Here is a 25,866-nt window from a genome sequence, read left to right on the forward strand (position 1 = left end):
AGCAAGACGTGCTCGCCTACATGACCTTTCCCAAGCAGCATTGGGCCAAACTTCACTCGACCAACCCCATTGAGCGATTGAACGGTGAGATCAAGCGGCGCACAGAGGTCGTCGGCATTTTCCCCAACGACGACGCCATCGTGCGCCTGGTCGGTGCGCTGCTGCTCGAACAGAACGATGAATGGGCCGTCCAGCGATCCCGCTACATGACACTTGAGACAATCGCCACAATGAGCGATGATCCGCTCATCAGCCTGCCAGCAGCAAGCTGATACTCATCCGACCCTCTGGGATGAGCCGTGGTCGTCTAAGCTACACCACGTCCTGGGACATGATCGTGGAATGCCGTGACGAAAAGATTGTGTCCTTCCCGATAGGCCCGGCCCATGTTGTATCCGGACGCCGTAGCGATCCAGATTGGGGGGGCCGGCTTCTGGATAGTCCGCACCGAAATCGCCGTCGGTGGTACCTTTAAATATTGGCCATTGTGCTCAAAAATCTTTTGCGTGAGGCCCTTGAGAAGGACGTCCAGATATTCCGAAAAGACAGCGGGCGCCTCATCGATATCGACACCAAAGCGGTCAAACTCAAACTGCTGATATCCAGAGCCGACGCCAAGCTCCAGGCGGCCGCTCGAAACGATATCGGCGAAACCTATCTCGGAAAGCAGGCGCTGCGGTTGATAAAGCGGCAATACGCAAACACCAGTGCCGAGGCGGATGGAGTTCGTCCGGCCGGCGCAATGGGCCACCATCATCAACGGCGATGGAACGAGGCTATAGTTGTTGAAGTGGTGTTCGGCAAACCATGCGGTGTTGAAGCCAGCTTGCTCCGAAAGGACTGCCTGTTCGATTGAGTTGCGGATGATTCTGTCGGCCGATTGATGATAGCCCCGCTGGGAGGCAAGGATGAAGGTCGCAAATTCCATAACGTTTCCTCATTCACGTTGGGTCCATTCGCGAATGGTCAGCGGGCATGTATCCGTGGCTACTGATCCAATCGGCTTTTTTGATATTCGGGGCTTTGAAACAAAATCGCTTGCCGTTCCCCGGCCGCAAGTGCTCCTTAAAACTGTCAAATTCGATGACGCTCCGGATGCCGTTTGGCACACAGTGTCGTTTTCGATTTCCCGTGAATGCTTCCGATCGTGGGTAGAATACAACATTGTCCGAAGTCAGCCGGCGCCGACGTAGAGGGTCGATCCGTTGATGTATGAAGCATCTGGCGAAGCTAGGAAGAACGCGGCGTTTGCCATGCCTTCGAACTGCCCCCCGCCAAGGGCTGGGTTGCGGCGGCTGATCGCGTTCTGTGCGCTATCAGGTGTGTGAATGAAGCCAAGAGCAATCGTCGCAGTCCGAATGCCAACCGGCCCGAGTTCGGCCGCCATGCAGCGGGTCAGCATTTCCAAGCCCGCCTTTGATGCGCCATATGCATGGCGCTGGGCAATCGTCAGGGAGCGGTTGATGGATCCGATATTCAGGATTACCCCGTCGGGCCGCATCATTTTGATAGCCTCACGCGCGCAGGTGAAGGCACCGGTGAGGTTGACATCAATGACGCGCGCGATCTCGGCAGGCGTTTGCTCAACTCCCGACTTGCAACTGTCGGGCCAAGCGGCACTGTTGACGAGGACATCAAGCCCCCCGAACCGCTCCCGCAAATCGTCGAACAGTGCTACCACCTGCATTTCGCTTGCAATGTCCACGGATTTTCCAATGTGCTCGCCGCCGAGGGATTTTGCGAACTTCGCCGCCGCGGCGCCGTTTATGTCGGCAAGTACGACGGTATCGCCATTTGCTGCAAAGCGGCGAGCAACGGCCGCGCCTATGCTGGTCGCGCCGCCCGTGACGAGGACAATCCGCTTATTGGTTGATTGTGGCGGACGGGAAAGTTCGGCTTGTGGTATTTCGCTTACTCGCGGGTGCGCGTCGCCAGGCTGGTTGAAGGACATCCACCCGCCATCAATTGTCAGCACCGTGCCGTTGATACAGTGCGCATCCGGGCTGGCGAGAAACCGCACGGCTCGTGCAATTTCGTCCGGACGCGCCATGCGCCCCATCGGCACACGGCTGCGCACCGCCTCTAAGTTCGTCTGGCCAGCGTGTTCCAATTGCGCGACCATCGGCGTTCGCACATAGCCCGGCGCCACTGCCATCACGCGGATGCCAAGTGAAGCCAACTCGCAGGCGAGCGACTTCGTAATCGAGATAAGGCCCGCTTTCGAAGCAGCGTAGGCGTTGCGTTTTGGATTGCCAATTATCCCGGCCATCGAGGCGACGTTGATAATCGCAGCACCTGGCTGCATCCGCCGTGCGGCTTCGCGAGCCATGAGGAAGGGCCCGATCAGATTTACCGCCAATACGCGTCGGAAGTCGTCGATGGGGGTCTGCGTGGTCGCGGCCATGCTGGGCCCCATCGCCGCGTTATTGACAAGAACGTCGATGTGGTCGAACTGCGCGTCGATCCGCTCATAAAGGACAAGGATGTCCTCTTCCCGTGAGACATCGAATTCAAGTCCGAGATCCGCAGCGCCGAAACCGCGAGCCAGTTCAAGCACACCGCTGTCCGGGAGGTCCGCGGCAACAACAATGTCCCCGACATTGAGATGAGCGTCGACGAGTGCGCGGCCGATCCCGCCTGCAGCGCCTGTAATGATGACGACGCGTTGCTTTCTCATGAGGAATTCTCCTGACCGTTTCCCGGACCTTTTTTCCGGACAACCATCCCGACATGGCGGTAGACAGAAAGGTCACGTTTCCATTTCGCCGCCGACGAAGATCTGAAACCGCTCATCACCGAGGCGTTTTCGCCATGTGGCCTTCACGTTTCTGAAGAAAACGACGGTTCAAGAGCGCATAGACCGGATCGATTGGATATGATGCCCCGATCGGCTGCCGGAGACCGAAACGCTCCGTCTCGGAGGTCACTGGCGCGGGCTGTTCCTCGAACCAATCGTAGACGACAGTCCGCTCGGCGATGCGCCACTCACCTTCCCTTTTCTGAAACAGATCGCAATAACGGCCGCACAAGAGAACCTGACGTAGTGTCCTTGCCCCGTCCGGTCCGCGTTGCAGCGCAGTGAAGTAACTCTCGACGGCAGCCTCCGCCGGGTCGATGAACTCGATCAGAATGTTCGTGATCTGATGGATGTTGCGCTGTTCGGTCTTGAAGACACCGCGCGCGAACTCTATGAACCCCTCTGCCGAGCCCGAATAAGCGCCGTGATTGTCATGCGCATCCGGCCAGTACGCACTGCGCAGCGCCGCCTCGTCTGCCCGATCTATCCCGCGACAGTATCGATAAAGACAATCACGGATCGCCTCCCGATCAAGTAATTCGGTAATTTGTTCGTGGCGCATCGCTTTGTCGCTAATTTCAAGATGGGAAGAGGCATTCGTACATTGAGCGACGCCGCAACGGCGCCAGGATATTCGGAGCCGGCGGATCATCGAGGAGATGCTACACTTTGCACCTGGCACGGGGCGGCCCGCCAATATGCTTCTCATCTGTCAAACCGTCGTTTGGTTCGACGTCCGTAAGTTCGCTCAGCCGCGGCTTAAAGTTGTCGGGAATATGGCACGTCAGACCGTTCGCTCTTTTGGCTTCCATTGTTCTCTTCTTTGACAAAATCCGATTGGACGATTTGATACGGTCCGCCTTTTCTCCTGCCGACCGGATCGAATAATCGTTTACAGGTCAGCATCGCCATTCCAGCACCCATCCCATTCAAATCTCACGCCAACGCGACCCGTGTCGCCGGACGGAATGGTTTCGTTCGTCAATTTCAAATGTTTAGCGTGGGACGGCGAGAAATTGACTTAACAAAACCCGTGTCGGTTATCTGACGAATTGGACAGTGTGTGCGTTTGAATCTTCACGACGCCGCCTCTGAGGTGTTCGCTATCTTCAGCCCTAAGTCGGTAGGAAACATTGAGAAAACTTTTCGCGGGCTCGCTCTGCAAAGTTGGCATGGTTTTTGAGGTTGTTGCGACGCAGTGAGAGCCGCCGAGACATATTTCTCTCGTTGGTCGCTGCGTGGAACACTGGATCATGTAGGCCTACAGCTAAATGAAAGGCCCGTCAGCTTGAGCATCCCGGACAAAGAGCCGTAGCACGTTCGAGACGTCTCCAACATCGTTCGGTGAAGAATTGCGGAGAAATGGAGGAAGAGCGACTTTTCAAACGCGACGAAACTTCTCGACATTAGGTTCAACGTAATCGAGCTTGCTCTCCCAAATGGCGTTGAACGGATGCAGTTGTACGCTGCGGCTTTTCAGAAGGTCTCAGTTCTCCATCTGACATCGAGAAGCCCGCAAAACCTACATGGCGCCTTCACAGTGGCAGGGCGAGGTTCAGGCATGTTCACCCAAAGTCTTCCCCCATGCGGCTTTTCAATAGTTGTCAAGTTCCACGGAAGCCTCATGCATGATCTGTCGGTTTTTAGGACGGCTGTCGCCGAACTCGAGCGCTTGGTCGAGCGTGGACATCGAATTTTGGTCGTTCCTGGCGGAGACTTAAACGACAAGGCGATTGAGCGTGTTGAAGACCTATATCCTCCCCCATCGGTGATGACCCATCACGCGTGCGCTCTTGTCCAAGATGAGACAGGATATTTGCTGGCGAATCGTGCCTTCTCTTCGAAACTTGTTCCGTCTGCAACGTTGAGCGAATGTCGGAGCCTGGCAAAGGTTGGCAAAATTCCGGTTCTGCTTGCCTCGCGCATGCTCTTCACAACGGATTCGGTCGAATGGAGTTTGGACATAACGTCTAACGCTGTGGCGGCGTGGATTGCGTGGGTAACCAATGCTCCGCTACTGGCAATTCTGACCGATGTAGACGGCGTCTATCGCAATGCGGCAACTCACGATCCGGGGGCGTTGATCGAGGAAATAGATGCCCACGATCTTGCCGAGCTTGGTCATGCGTCAGTCGATGCTTGTGCAGCTCATTTCATGTCATTGCGGGGTGCTGCGGGGGTCGTTATCAACGGCACCCATCCAAACCGGCTGCGTGATTGGACCGAGGGAAAGCATGTGAGAGCGACCTACATCACCACAAATGAAAGGGTCCCATCATGTTCTGCTTAGTTAACGATAATGCCGACTTCAAACGGACGATCGTGGTACCTTTCTGCGGCACGTTCTTTCAAAATCTCGTCACCGATCACAGTGACGGCGGCTCCGCATCCTCGATAGGCTCGATGATATCGGGGCGGTCATTCAAAGCCCACATCCTTGCCGATCGGCCACATTGTCATCAGCTCGGCGGGAAAGTGTCTCATTAAGTCGTCCGGATCGGGCTCCGCAGACACCGTACCGAGGCTGACCGCTTCAGCTTACAAATGCTAATCACGCGCGCAGAGAGATACCGATTTTCGCCGAAGACGGTTCACCATAACGCAGCGGGTCCGTCGTCGAGCTTCGCGACCTCCTGCCCAATCGGCCCGGCGCTTGCTTCGGCGATGATCCAGTTGTACGCGGCCCGCATACCTGCAATCGCTGCACGCATCGCATGGTTGACCCAGACGACATTCGAGATGCCAGCCTCATGATGCGCTGAAATGACTGTGCGATAGTAATTCGAAGGCGCAATCATGATAGGAAGCCGTTTCCATTGCTTCGCAAAGGTGAGAACCTCGTGCGTCTTCGCTTCCCCCGAGTGGATCAGGATTGCATCGGCGCCGGCGTTCGCGTAGGCGTCCGCGCGCAATAGTGCCGCCTTGAGACCGTAACCGGCGATCAAGGCTTCGGTGCGAGCGACAAGCACGAGGTCGTTTCCCGTGGCATCCTTAATCGCCTTTAGGCGGCCGGAAAACTTTTCGATATCGTCCAGCGGAGGACGATTGCCGACAGAGGAATTCATTTTCGGGAAGCTCTTATCATCGATGCACACACCAGAGGCACCATGCTGCAAGAGCCTTGCTGTCATTAACCGCGCGCCATTCATGTTCCCGAAGCCGGAATCACCGTCAGCGAGGATCGGCAGGCCGCTGGCGTCCGCCATTCGTTCCATCACCTCTATCAAATGTGTCCAGCTTGCCTCCTTGACGTCGCGATAGCCGAGGCTCTTCGAAATGCACGGGCCAGACGCCCAAATGGCCTTGAAGCCCGCCTGCATGGCGACCGCCGCGGAAAGCCCATCATGCGCTCCCATCAGGTGCGTCAGGTCTGGGGAGGAAATCAGATCGCGGAGCGATTTCGTCGGATCCTCAATCGCCCCGATGCTCTTTGGAACGAAAACCTTTTGATCCATGTCATGCTCCATCAAAAATCGGAAAGTTCCAAGCGCAGCGAACAATCAAAGACGCAAGTTGCATGCCGGATGAGCGCGGGCGGCCGCACTGCACGACTTGCCCCGGCCGGCGGCCAGGCCTTGTAATCCAATCGTCGGTCTCCCGACATTCTTGTCCCGTTTCGCACATCAAAAGGTTGGCGAATGACCCCGCGAGGGAGAACCTAATCATTCAATAGCGATGACACGGCACGAACTTTTAATCTCATTGCGACCGGACACGCGGGCGCCTTGCCGAAGAGCTGGAGGGTGGCGCACGTCCCGATCTGGATATGATCGAGAGCAACAACAGCGGCACATCAGTCGGTGCAATGAGAAGAGCTGTCTCGGCAAATCGCTATGCCTAAGAACGCGAGCACGGCGGCCACGTCAAAGCCTGCCGGCGGTGCTCGTTCAAGGATCTGACATGACTATCCGAAACGGTTCCGTCTTTTGCGAACATCGGACGCTTGCCGATAACAAGCGACCCAACCGATGTCACCGCGGCGGAGGTCATTCGAGGTGAGAAGGTTGGGTCAGCGCCCTTGTCGGAGGCGCTCCTACTCAAACCCAGGCTCCTTCCGGCAGTACAATGATTTTCTGCATTTAAGGCAAATGGCATGGCGCTTGCTTGATCAATATATATCGACCGAGATCGGATATGCAGCCGCAATCGCCAAACATCGCGTCAATTGTCGGTATGAGGAACAGTTAGATGAACATCAAAAAGAAGGTTCCCTTCGTCACATTCCGGACGCGTGTTCGCGATGAGGCCCTACCAGGGCCGAACCCTTATCGGTGGAAAGACAAGACATCCGACGACTATTTCCGCGGCAAGCGCGTCATCTTGTTTTCGCTGCCAGGCGCCTTCACCCCCACCTGCACCAACCAACAGCTACCGGATTTCGAAAGGCTTTATGGGGAGTTTCAAAAGAAGGGCATCGATGAGATTTACTGTCTCTCCGTAAACGATGCATTCGTCATGAACGCCTGGGGCAAGTCCGTAGGGCTTCTCAACGTCAAGCTCATCCCTGACGGGTCGGGAGAATTTACTCGCAAGATGGGCATGCTCGTTGCCAAGCACAATCTCGGTTTCGGAATGCGCTCCTGGCGCTACGCGGCGCTGGTCGATAACGGCGTGGTAGAGCAGTGGTTTGAGGAAGAAGGCTTCTCGGACAACTGTCAAACCGATCCCTACGGCATTTCATCGCCGCAAAACGTCCTGGAAACGCTGAAGGCCACGGCCGCAGCATAACCACCGGAGGACTGAAGCCTCATAAAATGAAAAATTCGCGCGACGAAGTACCAAGATCGATAGGGGTTTCTCTCTTAGGATGCAGTATTTAGCAAACCTTCTCCAGCGCCAAAAGCAATCGCTGGTTATTACGCCTCAGCTCATCCAATCTATTCGCTTGCTGCAACTGGCGCATGGCGAACTGCATCAGTTCATCGAGCAGGAATTGGAGAAGAACCCGTTTCTAGAACTGGCTTCAAGTGACGGCATCGCCTCTGACGATGTCGTCTCGACCTCGGAGAACAGGCCCGATAGTGCCACACACGATGGCAAGGTTGATGCGCCGACAAGGCTCGAGGCTCCCGAGCCACTTGGAGAATGGAAATCAATTCGAAGTTCCGCCAACGCGTCGTCAGAGCACCCGCCGGGCTTCGAGGAGTTTGCTGCTTCTACTGAAACATTGCACGACGATGTCGCCCGGCAGATCGCCCTCACAGCATTCAGCTCACGAGATCGGCTGATTGCCGGTGCGCTTGCCAATCATCTGGAAAGCACTGGATATCTTCAGGTGCACCTATCAGAGCTGGCGGCAAGGCTGGGTGTCCACGAGGCTGACGTCGAGCGAGTCCTCGCGACCTTGCAGGATTTCGATCCACCTGGAATCTTTGCACGAACTCTTAGGGAATGCCTCGAGATACAGTTACGGCAGCAAGATCGGTTCGACCCTGCTATGGAAGCGCTGGTCGCAAATCTTGAGTTGGTTGCACAACGTGACTTTCGCGCATTGAAGCGGCGCTGCGGTGTCGACGACGACGACCTTCTCGACATGTTGCATGAGATCCGGACACTCGATCCGAGGCCCGGAAACCGGTTCCAATCGGGACGGCCGGAGGCCATCATACCGGACGTTCGAGTTCTGCCCTCGACCGCAGGCGGGTGGCAGATCGAACTCAATCCCGAGATGTTGCCCAAGGTGCTCATCAACCAAACCTATTTTGCCGAAGTCTCTCGTCTGACCGCGCATGATACCGGTGATCAGGCATTCCTCAACGAATGCTTCCAGAACGCGAACTGGTTGGTTCGCAGCCTCGATCAGCGGGCCAAGACGATCCTTAAGGTAGCAACTGAAATCGTCCGCCAGCAGGATGTCTTTCTGGAACGCGGCACTGCCTATCTTCGGCCTCTCAATCTTAAGACTGTCGCCGACGCGATCGAGATGCATGAGTCGACGGTGAGCCGTGTGACTTCGAACAAATACATGCTCACCCCTCGCGGCGTGTTCGAACTGAAGTATTTTTTCACGGTCGCGATTGCATCCTCGGAAGGCGGCGAGGCACACTCGGCCGAAGCGATCCGCCATCGCATCAGGGCAATGATCGCCGCGGAAACGGAGGACAGTGTGCTCTCCGACGACAATATGGTCGCCCAACTTCGGGAAAGCGGGATCGATATTGCGCGCCGCACCGTCGCAAAATACCGGGAAGCAATGAATATCCCCTCTTCCGTTCAACGTCGTCGAGAGATCCGTGCGGGATTTGTATAGGCGCCGACCAAGCGCTGACGATCTTGCACTGCTCGCGAAAGCGACTTAACGACGGGCTTCATCCGTTTCGGGGCCGAAGCACGCGTTAAAATCACTGCATTCCTGACAGCTGGGAGCGGCGCAGAGCGAGAAACCTTCAGCCTCGCAGAGCTTGCGGTAAAGGTACTTCTTCCACCTCATATTGTTGGTATTGCCTGCCGCTAGCGTCGGAAAATGCATGGCAAACAACCGACCAAGCTCGGCTCGGTCAAATAGACCAAGGTCCTGCCATAGATGGTCGTCGCGCAGGGCACGGCGGGCAATGATTTTAGCAAACCGGGCGCTGAATGGATCGTTTGGACGGGCATGCGAAAGTAGCAAGTCACGCAGGAGCTCTTCCTCCGTGCCGAGCTCTGGATCGCTCGCCTCTTCCGGAAAAAAGGCGTCGATGAGCTTGGCATGAAAACTTCGTGTCAGGATGTCCCGCAGCTCGGCGCGAGAAAGCCCGGTCGCCTCGGTCGCCGACGCCTGGCCAGCTTCAATCTCCTGAAGCGCTCGCGAAAAGACACAGGTAAGTACATAGTCGTCAAAGTCTATCTCCAAGCCCATTCGCAGCCATAGCCTGGCATTGGATGACTGTGAATGTCGCCACCGATCAGACATTAGTATCCTGGGACTGATGCTCTTTCCCTTTAAGATCTGGAATTGATGCTGATCTGACACGGCGCTTTTGCTCCTTCGTTTCATTGATCAAGGTCGCCTGCAGCTATAGCGGCCATGACGAGAAAGCTTCAAAAATTATGCCAGCCTGGCGATAAACAGCGTCGGCACAACTCTCCGGGAGTTTCTCAACAACGTGATGAGCGTGCAAATACAGATTGGCCAACGCAAAATGTCGGCTAATCGACAAACCAGACAATCGTTGTTGGTACCCAGGGCCTTTCCCGGTGCGCCTGCTACAAACCTTTTCCCAGCTACGATGACGGCAACGGCGTGAAAATGGCGCAGTGATGTCTTTGGCGGGCGTCCCCAAATCACGGGTGACTGCTCCTTTTTGATGTTGGACGTTCAGTGATGTCGGGCATTGTCGGGCATGCGCATGCATATTGCCAGCGGAAGATCCGACGCCTGCTCAATGCTTTTCTCTTTGGCACGGCACATGCAAGGTCATTTGCAAATTTCCCGACGACCAATGAGAACCATATTTATGATCACGCTCACAGAGAACGCCGTTGCCGCCATGAAGATTGCGCTCAGCCGAGCGGACGAGCCGGCCGAAGGCCTGCGCATCGCGGTCGAGACCGGCGGCTGCGCCGGGCTCAAATACCTGATGGGACCGGAGAGCGGCCCACGCGAGGGCGATGCGATCATCGAAACAGGCGGGATTACACTGTTCGTGGACGTAGGCTCTCAACCACACGTCAACGGCATGACGGTGGACTTCGTTACACGGCTGGAGTCCTCAGGATTTGTCTTCGACAACCCCAACGCGGCAGAGATGTGCGCTTGTGGCAAGTCCTTTGCCTGACCATCCGGGGTTGGTGTGAAAAGTCATGCGGAAGTATCGCGGCAAGCTCAAGACATCATTTTGCGATCACAAGGGCGCCCGCATTCTGCAAACAGCCAAATCTGAAAACAAGGTCGCATCTGGGGATGCGGTTGAATTAATGATGGGATTCGATCGGCCGACGGAAGCGATCAGTGCCGCAACACTGCAGTCGCTCCGAACCCGTTTCGCGATCGCCTGCTCGTCCGAGTTCATCGAATTTATTGTGGGCAAGAGCGCCTATGAAGCCATTCGAAACATCAATTGCGACTTAACGTATGTTGTCGACCGGCCGCCATCCACCTCGCCGTCGCCGTTTGCCTCATGTGTGGCGCAAAGTCGCGCGATCCGGTCACATGCTTCACAGCTGTCGAAGAAGCGACTGTTACGGTCCCTGCGGCGCTGTTCATTGAAGGCCTCGTTAGGTCAGAGACGAGTTTGTCGGCAGGCACAAAGGAAGGCAGCGTACTCGAGGTCCAAGAAATATCTTTGTAACCGACGGGGTTTTTCGGCGGCATGTCGCCGCGGATCGAGGATGCTTGGAGCTCGCCTGAACAAAGTTCACCGGAGCCTGAAATTGCCAGATAACGTTCCTGCAGCCAATTCGACCAATCGAACGCTGCGGCGATTGTTCTTGCCCGAGCAGTGAACGACGGAGCCTACCCGAGGTCACTCCGCCAACTGAGGATCGCTTCCATGAGATCTGTCTATCTCGACAACAATGCAACGACGCGAGTTGATCCTGAAGTCGTACAAGCGATGTTGCCGTTCTTTACTGATCAATTTGCCAATCCTTCGTCCAGTCACAGTTTTGGTGCCTCGGCAAGTGCCGCGATAATGACCGCGCGCAAACGATTGCAAGCTTTGATCGGTGCAGAGTTCGAGCATGAGATCGTCTTTACCTCCGGCGGCACGGAAAGCGATAATGCAGCGATCCTGTCAGCGCTCGAAATCATGCCCGATCGCACACAGATCGTGACGTCCGCAGTCGAGCATCCGGCCGTGCTAACGCTCTGCGCGCACCTTGAGAGGACGCGTGGCATAAAGGTGCACAGGATTCCAGTCGATCGGCATGGTCGCCTCGACCTGCGCACATACCGGGCTGCCCTCACCCCACATGTTGCACTCGTCTCGATCATGTGGGCAAACAATGAAACGGGCGCGATTTTTCCTGTCGCTGACCTCGCTAAGTTGGCCAAGGAAGTTGGCGCTTTTTTCCATACAGACGCAGTGCAGGCGGTCGGCAAGCTGCCGATGGACCTGAAATCGAGTGCGATCGACATGTTGTCGCTCTCGGGCCACAAGCTGCACGGACCCAAAGGGATTGGTGCGCTTTGGGTAAAGCGCGGCGTGCGCTTCGATCCGATGATCAAGGGGGGACATCAGGAGCGCGACCGGCGCGCCGGCACGGAAAATACCGCTGGCATCGTCGGGCTCGGCAAGGCCGCTGAACTTGCGTCGAGCTTCATGAAGGAAGAGAACGGACGAGTAAGATCGCTGCGAGATCGCCTGGAAAGAGGGCTTCTGCAGCGCATCCCAGATGCGTTCGTCACCGGCGATAAGCAAAAGCGGTTGCCGAACACCTCCAACATCGCCTTCGACCAAGTCGACGGTGATGGCTTACTGCTTCTCCTCGACCGCTATGGCATCGCCTGTTCTTCCGGCTCGGCTTGCACTTCTCAGTCGCCGCAGCCGAGCCATGTCCTGACCGCGATGAACATTCCCGATATCTCGAGCCACGGGGTCATTCGCTTCTCCCTGTCGCGTGATAATTGCGAGGAGGATATAGATCGCGTGCTCGATGTCTTACCCGGAATCGTCGGCAGTTTACGAGATGGTTCTTCGTTTAAGCCGACGCCGGCAAAGCGGCGAAGACCTTTGGCTTTTATGAAGCCTACGGAGACGGACGGAAACACCTCATGAAGCGGTTCACTTTCTGAAGACTCGATCTGGCTTGACGGAACCAGGCGATGTTCGTCGCTGTTGCGAGGCAGAAGAGCTCGGACTGGCAAAGCCACTTGTAGCCGTAAGAGCGAGCACTTTTCCTGCGGGGCTTTCGCGACCGCGGGTCATCGCACCGGAGCACCACAGAGCATCGTTCCAAACGGGGAGAATGTTATGAACAGTTTTTGCAACGCCAGTCGAACCAGCGATACGGCCGAAATCCTCGCGCGGTTGAAAAATCTGTCTGCCGCGGAGGAGTTTTTCGCGCTGCTTGACGTCGCCTATGATCCGAAGGTGCTTGACGTCTCGCGGCTTCACATCATGAAGCGGATGGGACAATACCTCGCCGAAGAGGATTTCGCCGATCTCCCGGAACAGGTGATTGCTGCCAGAGCACGCGCCATGCTTGAACGCGCCTACGAAGATTTTGCGACGTCCTCGCCACTTGCGCACCGGGTCTTCAAGGTGCTCAACGATCACAATCCGGCCAAGCCTGCCCAACCGGGTCACACGTTCGTGCCATTCGATTCTATCTTGAAGCGTTTCGGCAGGGAGTGAATGCGACATGGTTCCGGCTTGAACGATGTCGCGAAGCCGACAATGGCGAGTCCAGTGTCGGCACCTCAGCATAAATCATTGAAATTTCAAAGGGATGCCACATTCAAAAACCTTGGCACAGATAGTGCTTTAGAGGACACGAAGCGCCAAACCCGCCATTTAACAGCAGCTAGGAGACCACATGCACGTCGTAGTCTGTATCAAGCAGGTGCCGGACTCCGCACAGATTCGCGTCCATCCTGTAACGAACACGATCATGCGCCAGGGTGTGCCGACCATCATAAATCCTTACGATCTATTCGCCCTTGAAGAAGCACTGCGGTTGCGTGACGTGCATGGCGGCGAGGTCACCGTGCTCACGATGGGGCCGCCCATGGCAGAGGATTCGTTGCGCAAGGCGCTCACTTACGGTGCGGATCGGGCGGTATTGTTGACCGACCGCTATTTTGCGGGATCCGATACCCTGGCGACTTCCTTTGCTTTGTCGCAGGCGATTGCAAAAATCGGCGAGACCTTCGGCGCCCCCGACATCGTTTTCACGGGCAAGCAGACCATCGACGGCGACACTGCCCAAGTCGGGCCGGGCATTGCTAAGCGCCTCGACCTCCTGCAACTCACTTACGTTTCGAAGATTTGCTCCCTCGATCTTGATGCACGCGAAATTAAGGTCGACCGCCGTTCGGAAGGCGGTACCCAGATGCTGCATGGCAGGCTTCCCTGCCTCATCACTATGCTGGAAGGCACCAACGAAATCCGCCGCGGCTCGCTTGATGACGCGCTACGTGCCGCACGCAGTCAGATCGTAAAATGGAGCGCGGGCGACGCCGGCATCGAGGACCTCAGCAAGTGTGGACTGCGTGGTTCGCCGACGGTCGTCAAACGCGTCTTTGCCCCGACAGTAAGGACGGAAAAGGCAGAGCAAATCACCACCACCGATAAGGCGCTCGGCGATCTTGCTGATGAGTTGATTGTCGAAATCTTCGCCCGTCAGCCGGCGCTCGAACACGAACTCGCCTTCGACGCCAGCGCATAACGGCAAGGAGCCATGACGTTGACCGCAAATCAAGAAATACCGCGCCCAGCCGTCGGCCGCGCGGGAATGAAGAAAGAACTGCCCGATCATTTCAAAGACTACCGCCATGTTTGGGTCTTCATCGAAGTGGAGCGCGGAAATGTCCATCCCGTCTCCTTCGAACTGCTGGGAGAAGGCCGCAAGCTGGCGGACAAGCTTGGCGTCAAACTCGCAGGTGTCGTGCTCGGACCTCCGGGGGACGCCACGCAGCTGGCCATCGCAGAGGCGTTTGCCTATGGCGCCGACGTTGCGTATCTGGTGGAGAACCCCCTGCTCGAAGACTATAGGAACGAGCCCTTCACCAAAGCTCTGACAAATCTCGTCGCCACTTACCAACCCGAGATCCTGCTTCTCGGTGCGACGACGCTTGGTCGCGACCTTGCCGGTTCCGTGGCGACGACCTTGTTGACGGGGCTCACCGCGGACTGCACCGAACTCGATGTGGATGCGGACGGTTCGCTTGCCGCAACGCGGCCGACTTTCGGCGGCTCTCTACTATGCACAATCTACACGCTCAACTGCAGACCGCAGATGGCGACAGTGCGGCCAAGGGTCATGGCGATGCCGCAGCGCACGAACAAGCCTATCGGCTGCGTCATTCAGCATGGGGTCCTGATGGTCGAGGAGGAGATCGTCACCAAAGTCCTCGGGTTCATTTCCGACGTGCAATCGACAAATTCCAATCTCGCCTATGCCGATGTGGTGGTGGGCGGCGGCCTCGGTCTTGGAACATCGGAGAACCTGAAGCTGGCGAAGAATCTCGCGCGGGTAATTGGAGCCGAATACGGCTGTTCACGGCCGCTGGTCCAGAAAGGCTGGATGCCGGCTGATCGGCAGATCGGGCAAACGGGTAAGACTATCCGGCCGAAGCTCTATATAGCGGCCGGGATTTCCGGCGCCATTCAGCACCGGGTTGGCGTCGAGGGCGCTGATCTCATTGTGGCGATCAACACCGATCCGAACGCGCCGATTTTCGACTTCGCCCACGTTGGCGTCGTGACGGATGCGATCCGCTTCTTGCCGGCCCTCACTGATGTTTTCACCCAACGGCTGTCGCCGCACAGTCGCGATAAGCTTGCGAATTAGGGGGCACGGGTTATGAGCGGGGAAAAGTTTGACGCCATCGTGATTGGCGCGGGCATGGCCGGGAATGCGGCTGCTTACACCATGGCGAGCCGTGGCTTGAAAGTCCTGCAATTGGAGCGTGGCGAGTATCCGGGCTCAAAGAACGTCCAGGGCGCAATCATGTACGCGAACATGCTGGAGAAAATCATCCCGAATTTTCGAGATGATGCGCCTCTTGAGCGGCATCTCGTCGAGCAGCGCTTCTGGATGATGGATGACACATCCCACGTTGGGATCCAATACCGATCGGATGATTTCAACGAGTCGACGCCAGAGCGCTATACAATCATTCGCGCTCAGTTCGACCGTTGGTTTTCGCGTAAGGTGCGTGAGGCGGGAGCGACAGTCCTTTGCGAGACGACGGCGACAGAACTTGCCCAGGAAGGGGGCAAGGTGATCGGCGTGCGCACTGACCGTACTGGCGATGTCATACTTGCGGACACGGTCGTTCTTGCGGAAGGCGCCAATGGGTTGCTCGGCGCCCGGGCCGGTTTGCGTCAGACGCCGACTTCGGAGAGCGTGGCTCTCGCTGTCAAGGAAATACATTTTCTGCCAGAAGACGTGATCGATCAGCGCTTCGGTCTTCATGGCAACGAGGGTTGTGTGATCGAGGCGGCCGGCACCATCTCCCGCGGCATGGCCGGGCTCGCCTTCCTTTATACCAATAAGGAGTCGATCTCTCTTGGCATCGGTTGCCTCGTCTCCGACTTCGCCGCAACGTGCGAAAGCCCTTACGAGTTGCTCGAAGCGTTCAAGAACCATCCGTCGATCAAACATCTGATCGCGGATTCGGAAGTCAAGGAATATGCAGCTCATCTCATTCCCGAAGGTGGGTACAAGGCAATTCCCGCGCTCTTCGGCGATGGCTGGGTCGTTGTCGGCGACGCAGCACAGCTCAACAATGCCGTTCACCGCGAAGGTTCCAATCTCGCCATGACGTCAGGTCGCATCGCCGGGGAGGCTATTTTCGAGGTCAAGAGCCGCGGAGGTCGAATGACCAAAAGAAACCTCGCACTATACAAGACGATGCTGGACGATTCCTTTGTCATTAAAGATCTTAGGAAATACAAAGACATGCCGGCCCTACTTCATACCAATTCCCGCAATTTCTTCATGACATACCCGAAGTTGATGTCTGAAGCTTCGAAAAATTTCATGCGTGTCGATGGTACGCCGAAGATCGAAAATGAAAGGGCGACAACGGCCGCTTTCATAAAGGCGCGTTCGCGCTGGGGGCTGGTCAGCGACGCGGTGCGTCTGGCATTGGCTTGGCGTTGAAGGAGAAATAGGATGACCGTTGCAGTGACGAAGTTGCGTGTTGAGGACAAGCTTTTCCAGAATCGCTATCTGGTTGATCAGGGACGCCCGCACATTAAGGTGCGGCCGCACGAGCATCCGAGTGCAAACCTTTTGGCGCTAACACGCATCTGCCCGGCAAAATGCTATGAACTGAATGACAAAGGCCAAGTGGAGATTGCCGCCGACGGCTGCATGGAGTGCGGCACATGCAGGGTGCTGTGTGAGGCAAGTGGGGACATCACGTGGAACTATCCACGAGGCGGCTTTGGTGTTCTCTTCAAGTTCGGGTGAACAATTTATTGTTAAACTTTTGAAAAACACATTATGTCGTCACAGCCAGGCGCTGCATCAATTTTGACAGGAACCAGCTTGCAATTTCAGAAACTACCATTAGAGTTTCCGCTTATACAAATAAGCACAAACAGTGGTTGGAATGGGGGCATTCTACACAGCTAGGGGTGTTGAAAATGACCCGCATTCTACGCGATTGCGTCGATGAAGTTGGACCTTTGCCCGGGGTATCCAGCAAAACGCCTGAAGTCGGAATCTCCTGCAGCGGGATCTACGAAATATCGAAGCTCCTAACGGCCGCTGCCCCGCTGGAGATCACGCTTGTCAAGGTCGCCAATATCCTCCCCACGTTTTTGCGAATGCGTCATGGGGCAATCGTTATATGGGCGAGCGAAGGGGAGCCGGAAATTACCGCGTCGGCCGGCGTCGCCGATTCTCGTCAATCCGGCGCACGCCACACCATCCCACCGGCTGCAATGGATCAGATCGTGACGACCGGACAGCCGCTGGTGATAAGGGAGACCAGTAAATCCGAACTTTTTCGGGCTGACCCTCAGCCGTCTTTGAGCAGCGACACGATCCCCATCACATTTATCGGGGTTCCTTTGAGGGCTGCGCACAAACTGGTCGGGACGTTATGGATCGACCGCTTCAGGGACAGCGCCACTGAACTGCGTCACAACGAGGATATTCGCTTCCTTACCATGGTCGCCGATCTTATCGGCCAGACGATCGCGTTCCACCGAGCCCTGAGCACGTCCGGTCCGCAAATCATCCAGCTGCACCGGAAATCCGCCGAAGGGGGACGGAATGATCCGAGCCAAAACTCAAGAGCCAAAGTCGACTGGATCGTCGGAGAAAGCCCTGCAGTCAGGCGGGTGTTGGAAATCGTCTCTGCGGTGGCTATGACGAATACCACAGTGCTTCTGCGGGGTGAAAGCGGCACTGGCAAGGAATTTTTCGCACAGGCCATTCATGAGCTTTCCCCTCGCCGCAAGAAGTCTTTTGTCAAATTGAACTGCGCCGCACTGCCTGAAGGTGTCCTGGAATCGGAACTCTTCGGACATGAAAAGGGCGCTTTCACCGGTGCTGTATCGCAGCGCGCGGGGCGTTTCGAATTGGCAAATGGCGGAACGCTGCTCCTTGATGAAATTGGCGAAATTTCGCCTGCCTTTCAAGCCAAGCTTTTGCGCGTGCTGCAGGAAGGCGAGCTGGAGCGGGTTGGCGGAACCAAGACCCTCAAAGTCGACATCAGACTCGTATGCGCAACCAACAAGGACCTCGAGGCGGCTGTTGCAAATGGCGAGTTCAGAGCCGACCTTTACTATCGCATCAATGTCGTGCCGATCGTCTTGCCACCACTCAGAGAGCGGCCCGGAGACATTTCGCGCCTTTCAAAAGTCTTTCTCGACCGTTTCAACCGGGAGAACAATCGCGAGCACGCCTTCACGGCGCAGGCGCTAGACCTGATTTCGCAATGCTATTTTCCTGGGAACGTCCGCGAGCTGGAAAATTGCGTGCGTAGGACGGCGACGTTGGCGCGCTCGAAGACGATCGTTCCCTCGGATTTTGCGTGCCAGAACAACCAATGTCTTTCGGCTCGTCTTTGGAAAGGCGACGGCGGCGGCCGCGAGGGTAAGCCTATCGATGAGCTCACTCGGGGTGGAACAACGCCGGCAGTATCGCCGCTCTCTACCCAACCAGGCAGCGTCTCGCATCCCGAGGTAGCGCCCTTCAAGGCCTGCGACCCCAATGGTCCGGCTTGCCCAGCCCTATCACCGCGCCTCACAGAGCGGGACCGGCTGATCGAGGCAATGGAGAAAGTCGGATGGGTTCAGGCCAAAGCGGCTCGTATGCTCGGCCTCACGCCCCGTCAGGTCGGCTATGCTCTGCGCCGGCACAATATCGAGATGAAAAAGTTCTAAGCCTATGTCGTTCGTCAGGTCGGAAATGCGCTCTCGGCACTCTACGTGACAGAGGCGCGTCGCATTCGCGACGAGATCCATGTGCCGATTGTCATGAACGAACGAAATCGTGCGGGAGCAAGTGTATGCAATCCAACGCGAAACACTAAAACGCCGGACATAAGACAATCCCGGGCCCTGGCATAGGTCTTGCAGTTTGAACTGCAATCTTCACCAGCAACGGAATTGCTAGATGACCGCATCGATGATTTCGCTTGATCGCTCGGCCAGCGCCAAAACGTCCGACAATAGGCTGACCAATGCGAAGTCCGACAGCTGCAAATCCTCATCCTGCGGCTCAACCGCAAAACCGGATGACATGGATCCAGCGACATGGGAGAAGATAAAGGATCATCCCTGCTACTCGGAAGAAGCACACCACTATTTCGCGCGCATGCACGTCGCCGTCGCACCGGCTTGCAATATCCAGTGCAACTACTGCAATCGGAAATATGACTGCGCAAACGAAAGCCGGCCCGGTGTCGTCTCGGAAAAGCTGACGCCAGAGCAGGCGCTGCGCAAAGTTATTTCGGTCGCCAACGAAGTGCCGCAGCTTTCGGTCGTCGGAATCGCCGGTCCGGGCGATGCCTGTTACGACTGGAGGAGAACCAAGGCGACCTTCGAAAAAGTTGCCGCGGAAATTCCCGACGTCAAGCTGTGTATCTCCACCAACGGGCTAGCATTGCCAGATCATGTCGATGAGCTTGCACGCATGAATGTCGATCACGTGACCATCACAATCAACATGGTCGACCCGCAAATCGGCGCAAAGATATATCCCTGGGTCTTTTACAATCACCGGCGCTACACCGGCATCGAAGCCGCCGAAATCCTGCACAAGCGACAGATGTTGGGTTTGGAAATGCTGGCGGCGCGGGGCATCCTCGTCAAGGTCAATTCGGTCATGATACCCGGGGTCAATGACGAGCACCTGATCGAGGTGAACAGATGGGTGAAAGAGCGCGGCGCGTTCTTGCATAATGTGATGCCCCTGATTTCGGACCCAGCGCACGGCACTTACTATGGCCTGACCGGACAGCGCGCTCCGCGGGCAATCGAATTGAAGGCGCTTCAAGGTCGTCTCGAAAAAGGCGCCAAGCTGATGCGTCATTGTCGGCAATGCCGGGCCGATGCCGTCGGTCTGCTCGGCGAGGATCGTGGCAAAGAATTCACGCTCGACCACATTCCCGATGCAGTCTCGTACGACGAGCGCAATCGCGAGGCATACCGGGAAGTAGTGGCGCGGGAGAGAGGCAATCACGCAGCAGCCAAGAGCGAGGCGATCGAAATGGTCAAAGCAGCCGGCCCCGACGGGTCGCTTCACGTCGCGGTGGCGACCAAGGGCGGCGGCCGCATAAACGAACATTTCGGCCATGCGAAAGAGTTCCAGATTTATGAAGCCTCTCCGAGAGGAATCGCCTTCGTGGGGCATCGCAAGGTCGAGCAATATTGCCGCGGCGGTTGGGGTGACGACGCTACACTCGACGGTGTGATAGTTGCGCTCGAGGGGATCGACATCGTGCTCTGCGCAAAGATCGGAGATTGCCCTAAAAAGCGGTTGGCGGACGCGGGCATTCGAGCAGTGGACTCTTATACCTATGAGTACATCGAAACCGCCATCAGCATGGTTTATGCCACCGAGTTTGGAGTCGACCTGCTGACAGGGACGGCGTGAATTTTTTTTAGTTTAACCTCCTCAGGAGTTGAAAATGGCCTTCAAGATCATCGCATCCCAATGCACCCAGTGCGGAGCCTGCGAGTTCGAATGTCCATCAGGTGCGATAGAACTGAAGGGCGAGAACTACGTGATCGATCCGAAGAAGTGCACAGAATGCGAGGGAGCTTTCGAGACGCAGCAATGCGCATCGGTATGTCCGGTACCGAAGACCTGCGTTCCAGCCTGATCGCCTGTTCGCTGGCCGCCGAAGGCAATATCTCGTCCAAAGGTTTGACCTCCGCGGTTAAGCCGAGCAGTCTCAAGAAAGTGAGGCACCACCGTGGGCATAGGACGCGAACAAGAAGTGGAAATCGGCTGTTCACCGCAATTTCTACCAGGCGAGCGGGTTCGTGCCACGCGCCACATAAAGAATGACGGCACCTATCCCGGCAAAGACGTTGGCGAAAACCTGGTGCGAAAGGGCGATGAGGGTTATGTGCGCGACATCGGCACCTTTCTCCAGCAGTTCTATATCTATGCGGTCGAATGGGTGGATCGCGGCACCATCGTCGGCATGCGCGCGCGTGAACTGACGAGCCTCGACAAAGCCGCAGCAAGCATTGCCGAAACGACTACCAGCGCCAGGGAAGGAATAGCCCCGTGAAAGTGATGATCCGCAGAACCGGAACCGGCTTATCGGCATATGTTTCCAAGAAGGATCTCGAAGAGCCGATCATTGCTATGGAAAATGAAAATCTATGGGGCGGCTGCGTGCTGCTTAGGAATGGATGGAGGCTAGCCCTGCCCGATCTGCCAAAGGACACGCGCCTGCCCATTACGGTCGAGGCAAAGAAGATATCTGAGGAGGACTAAACGCTGCTAACGAACGACAAAAAGCGACAGCGGCATGCCCGTGCTTCCTAAATCCGATCATCTTTTGGTCTGCCGGGGCGATTACGCCGAAAAGCAACTTTATTTGCTGAAGGAAGCGCTCGCCGCAGACGCAATAATCCCATATCTCGGTCCCGGGCTTCTCCGGCAAAGTTCGGCGGCACCGCCTGTACCTGATGGTCCAGAAGGCGTTGCAGCAGCTCTTAACACACGGGCGACAGCACCTTCCAAGATACGCAGCAACATGTGGTCGGTCGCACAGTTTATCGAGCAGCGCAGGCATCGTCGGACGCTTCAAGCCTGGATGGCGGAGATATTCGCCTCATCCGCGCCGCTGACCGGCCTCCATGCCTGGCTTGCAACGCTGCCACTCTCGCTCATCATCGACAGCTGGTACGACGGGACGATGCGCGCGGCTCTCGTGGCGAATGGCCGAACAGACGTGGTCGAGATACAAGGCGTTACGCGGGCAAATGAGAACCGCGATATATGGACGAGAACCTACGATTTGTCCGGAAAGGAACTCAGGCCCGGTCCGGCAGCAAAAACGGTGTTGTATACGCCTCATGGAAGCGTTCGGCCCGCTGCTAATTTTCTCGTGTCAGATGCGGACTATGTCGAAGTTCTGACAGAGATCGATATCCAGACGCCGATCCCCGAAGCCGTCAAAGCACGGCGCACCAACCGCGGCTTTTTCTTTCTGGGCTGCCGCTTCGACGATCAGATGTTGCGCATCTTTGCCCGCCAGATCATGAAGCGCTCCAACGGCCCACACTTCGCTGTGATTGATGCCAAAACCATGACCAAGAACGAACGCCGCTTCTGCACGGAATGCGGCATCACCCTGATTGACCTGCCGATTGGTGAAGTTGCGGCTGCTCTTGTCAATCCGGCATAGCCGCAAGCGTGAGCCAGGGAGCGCTTCGCAGCGGCACCGATCGCTTGCTCAAACTGAGAGCGAGTGACGAAGAGCGTGATTTATGGGCACGAGAGACTGCACCATCATTGTTGGGACGACGGCTAGAATCCCCAAAATCAACATCCCGACAACCGTCTTGGCCAGGCCCGAGCGTTAGGTCAGGCGGGGGCTTAATCGCTACACGAAGAACTTACAGCAAAGCGCAATGGCAAAAACCCCAAACGGCCATGCAATGACTAGCATGGCGCTGGCCCACTCCTGCTCGACGGGCGGCAGATTTTCTTTGTCGTTTGCCGCTGATTTCATGGTCCCCTCCACGATTAAGCTCAAATCCTATCAGGCATTTTAGCCTTGTCGCATCAAAGATGATGTCAGCGCGTCACACGGCCGGCATCTCCTAAATCACCTCCATCATTCCACCTTTCCGGGCCCGCCTTGCGTGGGCTTTTATGGGTGCGGCGACGATATCGTTAGCCGTCTGGAGGCCCGCGGTTTCGTCCCCAGAGATTGTATCGACAATATCGAATATTTTTGGATTACCGAACACGGTCTCGAAGCATATAAGGCTACAGCCACATCCCTCGGAGACGCCCAAATGATCGACGAGACGAGAGAATACCTACTGGATCACCGCGGCAAGCTGTTGTTCCAGATCGAGCGGGCGAAGCACCACCTTGCCGGTCTTGAAGCTGACGAGATCAAGATTATCAACAGCAGGGCGTCCCTGCCGGCGGCCGATATCGCCAGTATCACCGGGGACTTGGCCGAGCACCTGAGAAGCGAGATCGAGGCGCTCTGTTGGGCGATCGACCACATTGACCATGAGCTGGAATATCTGCACGGCGACGATGAATTTGAGCCGTTCACAGGGCGCCACGCTCGCACGCATAGTTGACTCGACTCTTAGATCATTCCCGATAATCATTGCGGTAATTGGGGGATTGCTATGCATCACGCCGTCGTCGTTGCCGCACTGTCGCTCATCATGGTCCCTTCTGCCTTTGCGGCCAGCGACAACGATCTGACGCTCGCGATAACCATGAGCAAAGGAAATCCACCGTCTTTTAACGGGATAACCAACCTGGTGGACGGCACATTGATCTCATTCACAGTCAGGGGTGATTTGCCAGGTTGCATCCAGCGATGTGGCTACGAGGGCGATGCCAGGACGGAAGGTGGCCGGTTCCATGTGGAGATCATCTCAGATCGATACCTTGAAGACGATAGCTATACCATTGATGTGGTCACAACTGATCAAAGCCGTCGCCTCAAGTTTCCGACGTTGGACCCGACCGACAACAACCACATGATTAGATGGACAGCTCGCCTCGAGGTCGACGCCGACGAGTCCAAGATTGTGCCCGGAACGGCTCGGCTTCTTCCATTCTTATACGATGCCAAATACTTGCGAGATGAATCCGATCACGGACATCAACCAACCCAATGAACTGCGCGCAATATTAGCGCAACTTCACCGCAACGCCTCGTGGTCAGGAACCTTTGCTGCAGCTAAAGGTTACGTCCCAGAGGAGTACTCAGATGAGCAACGACATCAACAAGCGTGCCCCAGATCTCAGAACGACACCGGTACGTCGCCAACCTTGGATGCCATGGGTTGTCATTCTCGGGATTATTGTAGTCGCAGCTCTCGCCTGGGCTTTCTGGCCCCACACCAGCACGACAAATCCCAACGCCCCAGCCCAGACGACAACGACACAGCCGACCACCACAACGCCGCCCGCGAAAACGCCCGCTCAGCAGTAAAGTGGCGGCGCCGAGAAGATGCTCAAAGAAATGATGCCTCAGGTTGCGAGAATGTTGCCTGGAGTGTAAACGTGCGTTGTATACTCATGCACGATCGGAGAGCAGCGGATGGTTTCGGATTCTCCCGAGATGGGGTCACCGGTATCCAGCCCGGCGGAGCGGCATGATGAGGATGGTTCGACGTTTTCCCAATATATTCGAAACCATGAGGCAATCTTTGGTCTGCGTGACCTAGAGATTTGTCAGCTTGCTTTCGAGCAGATTTTCTCAAGATTGAACCTAATGAAAGATGTAAATGAAGCCCAGCGACTGGCACCAATCGTTGTCACTCTTTATAAGCAAGGCATTCATGACGAACGCCACCTCGCCAGACTTGCTGGTGCATGGCCACTTTTAGCGAACCCCTTCTTGGTAAAATACTTTGCCATTGATCCGTAGTCGGACGATTGGGGCAAGAAGCCCTTGATTATGAAATTTCCAGATAGCGAAGCGATAGGAAGCATTGGCAGAATCTATCGTTCAGGGCTTGATTCCACTTCTGCATGCTTGAAAAAAAGCGGAGGCCTAACCCCAGCTTCCGCGCGCTCGCTTTGCCCAGCTTCGCGCGGCGGCCCCTCCAACTATTTGGCGAACAAAGATAGCCGATCTACATTACCGCTGCAGGGACAACCCTTACGATGAGAACATCATGGATGGGAATAGAGTTGAAGGAAATTGGAAGCAGATCAAGGGCAAGGTGAAAGAGCAGTGGGGACAGCTCACGGATGACGACCTTGGATCTAATCGACGGACGCCGAGATCAGCTCGAAGGCAAGATCCAAGAACAACGCTACGGCTTGGAAAAAGATCGGGCGCGGCGCGACATCGACGATTGGTACAATCGACAGACCTGGGAGTAACAGGCCGCGTTGTACCATCGGACTGCATGACAACGGTATTTCGTACAGCAATGCCCAAGCACACCCACAAAAAGCCCCTATCCGAATAGGGATAGGGGCAGAGTTTCCATCAAGTGCTCGTTTCAATTACGGTCGTGGGCACGGCCGACTGTTGAATTAGAACATGGTAATGTCATCAATGATATACGCCCTTTGAGGAGGCACTCCTCGACAAATTTCCTTGTATAATCGACCGTATTGTAGATCGGCGGTGACCTGCCACTCTGCGGTCTATGACAACAAACCTTAAAGACTTGTCGGTTTGCCTGCGTTGGGCGGCTTCATCCTCGCGGGTTCTGGCGCCACCGGTCTTGATGATGTCCTCGCGCCGACGGGCGAAGTTTTCCGCGGCGGAATGGAGGTATTGCGGCATGCTGCTTCCGAATGCCTTCGGCCCGACCCTTACGGGCTACGCGATATCCGTCTCCATCGCCTCGATCAGGCGCTCCAAAATCATCTCTCCCAGGAGTTACGCCATTCATTGCATCCGTTCACGACGTACATGGCGTCACGCCAGATCGTTGCCGGCTCGTCCTTCTTGAAATAATCGATGATCCATTGGGTAGCGTGCAGCATGCCGGTAAGCTCGATGACATTGTTCGCGGTCTCACCGAAGCCTGCGGACAATGCAGCGATTTCCCGGCCGTCCTTGTAGACGACGACCTAACCGCCGCTTCCAGGATTCGGTTCGCAGGCCCCATCACGCCGAATGGTATTCGAATGGGCTATTAAGTTCTGCCTGGCGACTCTAGCTAGTTTCCGTCCACGAACATCAAGTTATTGATATTATTAAGTGAATCTGAATTTTGCGCAAGCAAGGCCCGGCGGTTTCAGGTATACTTTGGGCTCATGCCACTGATTCCGAAGCACAA

The 25,866-nt window shown here is 56.1% G+C and carries 27 protein-coding genes and 3 pseudogenes; 22 read left to right on the top strand and 8 right to left on the bottom strand.

Annotated elements, in window-relative coordinates:
- Positions 1 to 272 (top strand): IS256 family transposase (locus tag K290_RS35470; RefSeq protein WP_037136668.1); only part of this gene is annotated, 272 nt, incomplete at its 5' end.
- Between the two features lie 62 nt (positions 273 to 334).
- Here the strand turns inward: K290_RS35470 and K290_RS35475 are convergent.
- From K290_RS35475 to K290_RS0131010, 3 genes and pseudogenes are all read right to left on the bottom strand, one after another.
- A pseudogene (locus K290_RS35475) lies at positions 335 to 928 on the bottom strand (LLM class flavin-dependent oxidoreductase); the annotation flags it as partial.
- Positions 929 to 1,174: 246 nt separating this feature from the next.
- The gene (locus tag K290_RS0131005; protein ID WP_004126084.1) at positions 1,175 to 2,677 is read right to left on the bottom strand and encodes an SDR family oxidoreductase; all 1,503 of its coding nucleotides are present in this window, start codon (positions 2,675 to 2,677) and stop codon (positions 1,175 to 1,177) included.
- A gap of 115 nt (positions 2,678 to 2,792) precedes the next feature.
- Positions 2,793 to 3,359, bottom strand: coding sequence for a nuclear transport factor 2 family protein (locus K290_RS0131010; RefSeq protein ID WP_004126081.1), 567 nt, complete (start codon positions 3,357 to 3,359; stop codon positions 2,793 to 2,795).
- Positions 3,360 to 4,358: 999 nt separating this feature from the next.
- Between K290_RS0131010 and K290_RS0131015 the strand changes: the two genes are divergently transcribed.
- On the top strand, positions 4,359 to 5,087 hold the full coding sequence (locus K290_RS0131015) for an amino acid kinase family protein (protein ID WP_004126078.1): 729 nt from the start codon (positions 4,359 to 4,361) through the stop codon (positions 5,085 to 5,087).
- Between the two features lie 76 nt (positions 5,088 to 5,163).
- Here K290_RS0131015 and K290_RS38645 read toward each other — a convergent pair.
- Positions 5,164 to 5,311 (bottom strand): annotated as a pseudogene (locus K290_RS38645) (SOS response-associated peptidase); the annotation flags it as partial.
- A gap of 77 nt (positions 5,312 to 5,388) precedes the next feature.
- The gene (locus K290_RS0131020) at positions 5,389 to 6,252 is read right to left on the bottom strand and encodes an isocitrate lyase/phosphoenolpyruvate mutase family protein (protein ID WP_240535520.1); all 864 of its coding nucleotides are present in this window, start codon (positions 6,250 to 6,252) and stop codon (positions 5,389 to 5,391) included.
- A 733-nt stretch (positions 6,253 to 6,985) separates the two neighbouring features.
- On the opposite strand from K290_RS0131020, the gene K290_RS0131030 reads away from it, so the two are divergent.
- Together K290_RS0131030 and rpoN are read left to right on the top strand one after the other, a co-directional pair.
- The gene (locus K290_RS0131030) at positions 6,986 to 7,525 is read left to right on the top strand and encodes a peroxiredoxin (RefSeq protein ID WP_004126073.1); all 540 of its coding nucleotides are present in this window, start codon (positions 6,986 to 6,988) and stop codon (positions 7,523 to 7,525) included.
- A gap of 79 nt (positions 7,526 to 7,604) precedes the next feature.
- On the top strand, positions 7,605 to 9,047 hold the full coding sequence (gene rpoN, locus K290_RS0131035; protein WP_004126070.1) for an RNA polymerase factor sigma-54: 1,443 nt from the start codon (positions 7,605 to 7,607) through the stop codon (positions 9,045 to 9,047).
- A 45-nt stretch (positions 9,048 to 9,092) separates the two neighbouring features.
- Here the strand turns inward: rpoN and K290_RS0131040 are convergent, their stop codons facing one another.
- Positions 9,093 to 9,749 (bottom strand): nitrogen fixation protein NifQ, encoded by a 657-nt coding sequence (locus tag K290_RS0131040; RefSeq protein ID WP_004126068.1) that lies wholly within the window; start codon positions 9,747 to 9,749, stop codon positions 9,093 to 9,095.
- A 484-nt stretch (positions 9,750 to 10,233) separates the two neighbouring features.
- On the opposite strand from K290_RS0131040, the gene K290_RS0131045 reads away from it, so the two are divergent.
- The 14 genes from K290_RS0131045 (at position 10,234) to K290_RS0131100 (ending at position 22,271) form a co-directional block, all read left to right on the top strand.
- Complete coding sequence (locus tag K290_RS0131045; protein WP_004126065.1) at positions 10,234 to 10,554, top strand: iron-sulfur cluster assembly accessory protein; 321 nt, start codon at positions 10,234 to 10,236, stop codon at positions 10,552 to 10,554.
- 25 nt (positions 10,555 to 10,579) lie between these two features.
- Positions 10,580 to 11,221, top strand: a complete 642-nt coding sequence (locus tag K290_RS36885; protein ID WP_004126062.1) for an iron-sulfur cluster assembly scaffold protein — start codon at positions 10,580 to 10,582, stop codon at positions 11,219 to 11,221.
- A 47-nt stretch (positions 11,222 to 11,268) separates the two neighbouring features.
- On the top strand, positions 11,269 to 12,495 hold the full coding sequence (nifS, locus tag K290_RS0131050) for a cysteine desulfurase NifS (protein ID WP_004126059.1): 1,227 nt from the start codon (positions 11,269 to 11,271) through the stop codon (positions 12,493 to 12,495).
- Positions 12,496 to 12,690: 195 nt separating this feature from the next.
- Positions 12,691 to 13,074, top strand: coding sequence for a nitrogenase stabilizing/protective protein NifW (gene nifW, locus K290_RS0131055; protein ID WP_004126055.1), 384 nt, complete (start codon positions 12,691 to 12,693; stop codon positions 13,072 to 13,074).
- 181 nt (positions 13,075 to 13,255) lie between these two features.
- A complete protein-coding gene (locus tag K290_RS0131060) occupies positions 13,256 to 14,107 on the top strand; it encodes an electron transfer flavoprotein subunit beta/FixA family protein (RefSeq protein ID WP_004126051.1) in 852 nt (283 codons plus the stop codon).
- 12 nt (positions 14,108 to 14,119) lie between these two features.
- Complete coding sequence (locus tag K290_RS0131065; RefSeq protein ID WP_004126048.1) at positions 14,120 to 15,232, top strand: electron transfer flavoprotein subunit alpha/FixB family protein; 1,113 nt, start codon at positions 14,120 to 14,122, stop codon at positions 15,230 to 15,232.
- A 12-nt stretch (positions 15,233 to 15,244) separates the two neighbouring features.
- Positions 15,245 to 16,549: an FAD-dependent oxidoreductase gene (locus K290_RS0131070; RefSeq protein ID WP_004126038.1), complete on the top strand. Its 1,305-nt coding sequence runs from the start codon at positions 15,245 to 15,247 to the stop codon at positions 16,547 to 16,549.
- A gap of 12 nt (positions 16,550 to 16,561) precedes the next feature.
- Positions 16,562 to 16,861 carry a ferredoxin family protein gene (locus K290_RS0131075; RefSeq protein ID WP_004126035.1) on the top strand — a complete coding sequence of 100 codons (300 nt, stop codon included), beginning with the start codon at positions 16,562 to 16,564 and terminating at the stop codon, positions 16,859 to 16,861.
- 176 nt (positions 16,862 to 17,037) lie between these two features.
- Positions 17,038 to 18,786 carry a nif-specific transcriptional activator NifA gene (gene nifA / locus K290_RS0131080; protein WP_004126033.1) on the top strand — a complete coding sequence of 583 codons (1,749 nt, stop codon included), beginning with the start codon at positions 17,038 to 17,040 and terminating at the stop codon, positions 18,784 to 18,786.
- Between the two features lie 232 nt (positions 18,787 to 19,018).
- The gene (gene nifB, locus K290_RS0131085; protein ID WP_004126030.1) at positions 19,019 to 20,500 is read left to right on the top strand and encodes a nitrogenase cofactor biosynthesis protein NifB; all 1,482 of its coding nucleotides are present in this window, start codon (positions 19,019 to 19,021) and stop codon (positions 20,498 to 20,500) included.
- A 34-nt stretch (positions 20,501 to 20,534) separates the two neighbouring features.
- Complete coding sequence (locus tag K290_RS36890) at positions 20,535 to 20,729, top strand: 4Fe-4S binding protein (protein ID WP_004126027.1); 195 nt, start codon at positions 20,535 to 20,537, stop codon at positions 20,727 to 20,729.
- Positions 20,730 to 20,822: 93 nt separating this feature from the next.
- A complete protein-coding gene (locus tag K290_RS0131090) occupies positions 20,823 to 21,146 on the top strand; it encodes a nitrogen fixation protein NifZ (RefSeq protein WP_004126025.1) in 324 nt (107 codons plus the stop codon).
- Complete coding sequence (gene nifT / locus K290_RS0131095) at positions 21,143 to 21,355, top strand: putative nitrogen fixation protein NifT (RefSeq protein ID WP_004126022.1); 213 nt, start codon at positions 21,143 to 21,145, stop codon at positions 21,353 to 21,355. Before K290_RS0131090 ends, nifT begins: the two co-directional genes overlap by 4 nt.
- Positions 21,356 to 21,389: 34 nt before the next feature.
- Positions 21,390 to 22,271: an SIR2 family NAD-dependent protein deacylase gene (locus K290_RS0131100; protein ID WP_004126018.1), complete on the top strand. Its 882-nt coding sequence runs from the start codon at positions 21,390 to 21,392 to the stop codon at positions 22,269 to 22,271.
- 198 nt (positions 22,272 to 22,469) lie between these two features.
- On the opposite strand, the gene K290_RS38815 is transcribed toward K290_RS0131100, so the two are convergent.
- Positions 22,470 to 22,598 carry a hypothetical protein gene (locus tag K290_RS38815; RefSeq protein WP_276307846.1) on the bottom strand — a complete coding sequence of 43 codons (129 nt, stop codon included), beginning with the start codon at positions 22,596 to 22,598 and terminating at the stop codon, positions 22,470 to 22,472.
- Positions 22,599 to 22,887: 289 nt separating this feature from the next.
- Here K290_RS38815 and K290_RS35480 point away from each other — a divergent pair, with 289 nt between their 5' ends.
- The 4 genes and pseudogenes from K290_RS35480 (at position 22,888) to K290_RS35485 (ending at position 24,955) form a co-directional block, all read left to right on the top strand.
- Positions 22,888 to 23,187, top strand: a complete 300-nt coding sequence (locus tag K290_RS35480; RefSeq protein ID WP_037136675.1) for a hypothetical protein — start codon at positions 22,888 to 22,890, stop codon at positions 23,185 to 23,187.
- Between the two features lie 51 nt (positions 23,188 to 23,238).
- A complete protein-coding gene (locus K290_RS0131115; RefSeq protein WP_240535519.1) occupies positions 23,239 to 23,739 on the top strand; it encodes a hypothetical protein in 501 nt (166 codons plus the stop codon).
- A 425-nt stretch (positions 23,740 to 24,164) separates the two neighbouring features.
- Positions 24,165 to 24,494, top strand: a complete 330-nt coding sequence (locus tag K290_RS0131120) for a hypothetical protein (protein WP_240535518.1) — start codon at positions 24,165 to 24,167, stop codon at positions 24,492 to 24,494.
- A gap of 250 nt (positions 24,495 to 24,744) precedes the next feature.
- Positions 24,745 to 24,955 (top strand): annotated as a pseudogene (locus K290_RS35485) (CsbD family protein).
- Between the two features lie 492 nt (positions 24,956 to 25,447).
- On the opposite strand, the gene K290_RS37600 reads toward K290_RS35485, so the two are convergent.
- Positions 25,448 to 25,621 (bottom strand): ribonuclease H family protein, encoded by a 174-nt coding sequence (locus K290_RS37600; RefSeq protein WP_154660803.1) that lies wholly within the window; start codon positions 25,619 to 25,621, stop codon positions 25,448 to 25,450.
- Between the last annotated feature and the right edge of the window lie 245 nt (positions 25,622 to 25,866).

It is taken from the genome of Rhizobium leucaenae USDA 9039 (genome assembly GCF_000426285.1).
Classification (GTDB): Bacteria; Pseudomonadota; Alphaproteobacteria; order Rhizobiales; family Rhizobiaceae; genus Rhizobium; species Rhizobium leucaenae.

Excerpts from the sequence above, each read along its gene's own strand:
- rpoN (WP_004126070.1), top strand. The coding sequence starts at position 7,605 with ATGCAGTATTTAGCAAACCTTCTCCAGCGCCAAAAGCAATCGCTGGTT.
- K290_RS0131005 (WP_004126084.1), bottom strand. The coding sequence starts at position 2,677 with ATGAGAAAGCAACGCGTCGTCATCATTACAGGCGCTGCAGGCGGGATC.
- nifB (WP_004126030.1), top strand. The coding sequence starts at position 19,019 with ATGACCGCATCGATGATTTCGCTTGATCGCTCGGCCAGCGCCAAAACG.
- K290_RS0131020 (WP_240535520.1), bottom strand. The coding sequence starts at position 6,252 with ATGGATCAAAAGGTTTTCGTTCCAAAGAGCATCGGGGCGATTGAGGAT.
- K290_RS0131060 (WP_004126051.1), top strand. The coding sequence starts at position 13,256 with ATGCACGTCGTAGTCTGTATCAAGCAGGTGCCGGACTCCGCACAGATT.
- K290_RS0131015 (WP_004126078.1), top strand. The coding sequence starts at position 4,359 with ATGTTCACCCAAAGTCTTCCCCCATGCGGCTTTTCAATAGTTGTCAAG.
- K290_RS36885 (WP_004126062.1), top strand. The coding sequence starts at position 10,580 with ATGCGGAAGTATCGCGGCAAGCTCAAGACATCATTTTGCGATCACAAG.
- K290_RS0131030 (WP_004126073.1), top strand. The coding sequence starts at position 6,986 with ATGAACATCAAAAAGAAGGTTCCCTTCGTCACATTCCGGACGCGTGTT.
- K290_RS35480 (WP_037136675.1), top strand. The coding sequence starts at position 22,888 with ATGATCGACGAGACGAGAGAATACCTACTGGATCACCGCGGCAAGCTG.
- K290_RS0131075 (WP_004126035.1), top strand. The coding sequence starts at position 16,562 with ATGACCGTTGCAGTGACGAAGTTGCGTGTTGAGGACAAGCTTTTCCAG.
- K290_RS0131100 (WP_004126018.1), top strand. The coding sequence starts at position 21,390 with ATGCCCGTGCTTCCTAAATCCGATCATCTTTTGGTCTGCCGGGGCGAT.
- K290_RS36890 (WP_004126027.1), top strand. The coding sequence starts at position 20,535 with ATGGCCTTCAAGATCATCGCATCCCAATGCACCCAGTGCGGAGCCTGC.
- K290_RS38815 (WP_276307846.1), bottom strand. The coding sequence starts at position 22,598 with ATGAAATCAGCGGCAAACGACAAAGAAAATCTGCCGCCCGTCGAGCAG.
- K290_RS0131070 (WP_004126038.1), top strand. The coding sequence starts at position 15,245 with ATGAGCGGGGAAAAGTTTGACGCCATCGTGATTGGCGCGGGCATGGCC.
- nifW (WP_004126055.1), top strand. The coding sequence starts at position 12,691 with ATGAACAGTTTTTGCAACGCCAGTCGAACCAGCGATACGGCCGAAATC.
- K290_RS0131120 (WP_240535518.1), top strand. The coding sequence starts at position 24,165 with ATGGTTTCGGATTCTCCCGAGATGGGGTCACCGGTATCCAGCCCGGCG.
- nifS (WP_004126059.1), top strand. The coding sequence starts at position 11,269 with ATGAGATCTGTCTATCTCGACAACAATGCAACGACGCGAGTTGATCCT.
- K290_RS0131010 (WP_004126081.1), bottom strand. The coding sequence starts at position 3,359 with ATGCGCCACGAACAAATTACCGAATTACTTGATCGGGAGGCGATCCGT.
- K290_RS0131045 (WP_004126065.1), top strand. The coding sequence starts at position 10,234 with ATGATCACGCTCACAGAGAACGCCGTTGCCGCCATGAAGATTGCGCTC.
- nifA (WP_004126033.1), top strand. The coding sequence starts at position 17,038 with ATGACCCGCATTCTACGCGATTGCGTCGATGAAGTTGGACCTTTGCCC.
- K290_RS0131065 (WP_004126048.1), top strand. The coding sequence starts at position 14,120 with ATGACGTTGACCGCAAATCAAGAAATACCGCGCCCAGCCGTCGGCCGC.
- K290_RS0131115 (WP_240535519.1), top strand. The coding sequence starts at position 23,239 with ATGCATCACGCCGTCGTCGTTGCCGCACTGTCGCTCATCATGGTCCCT.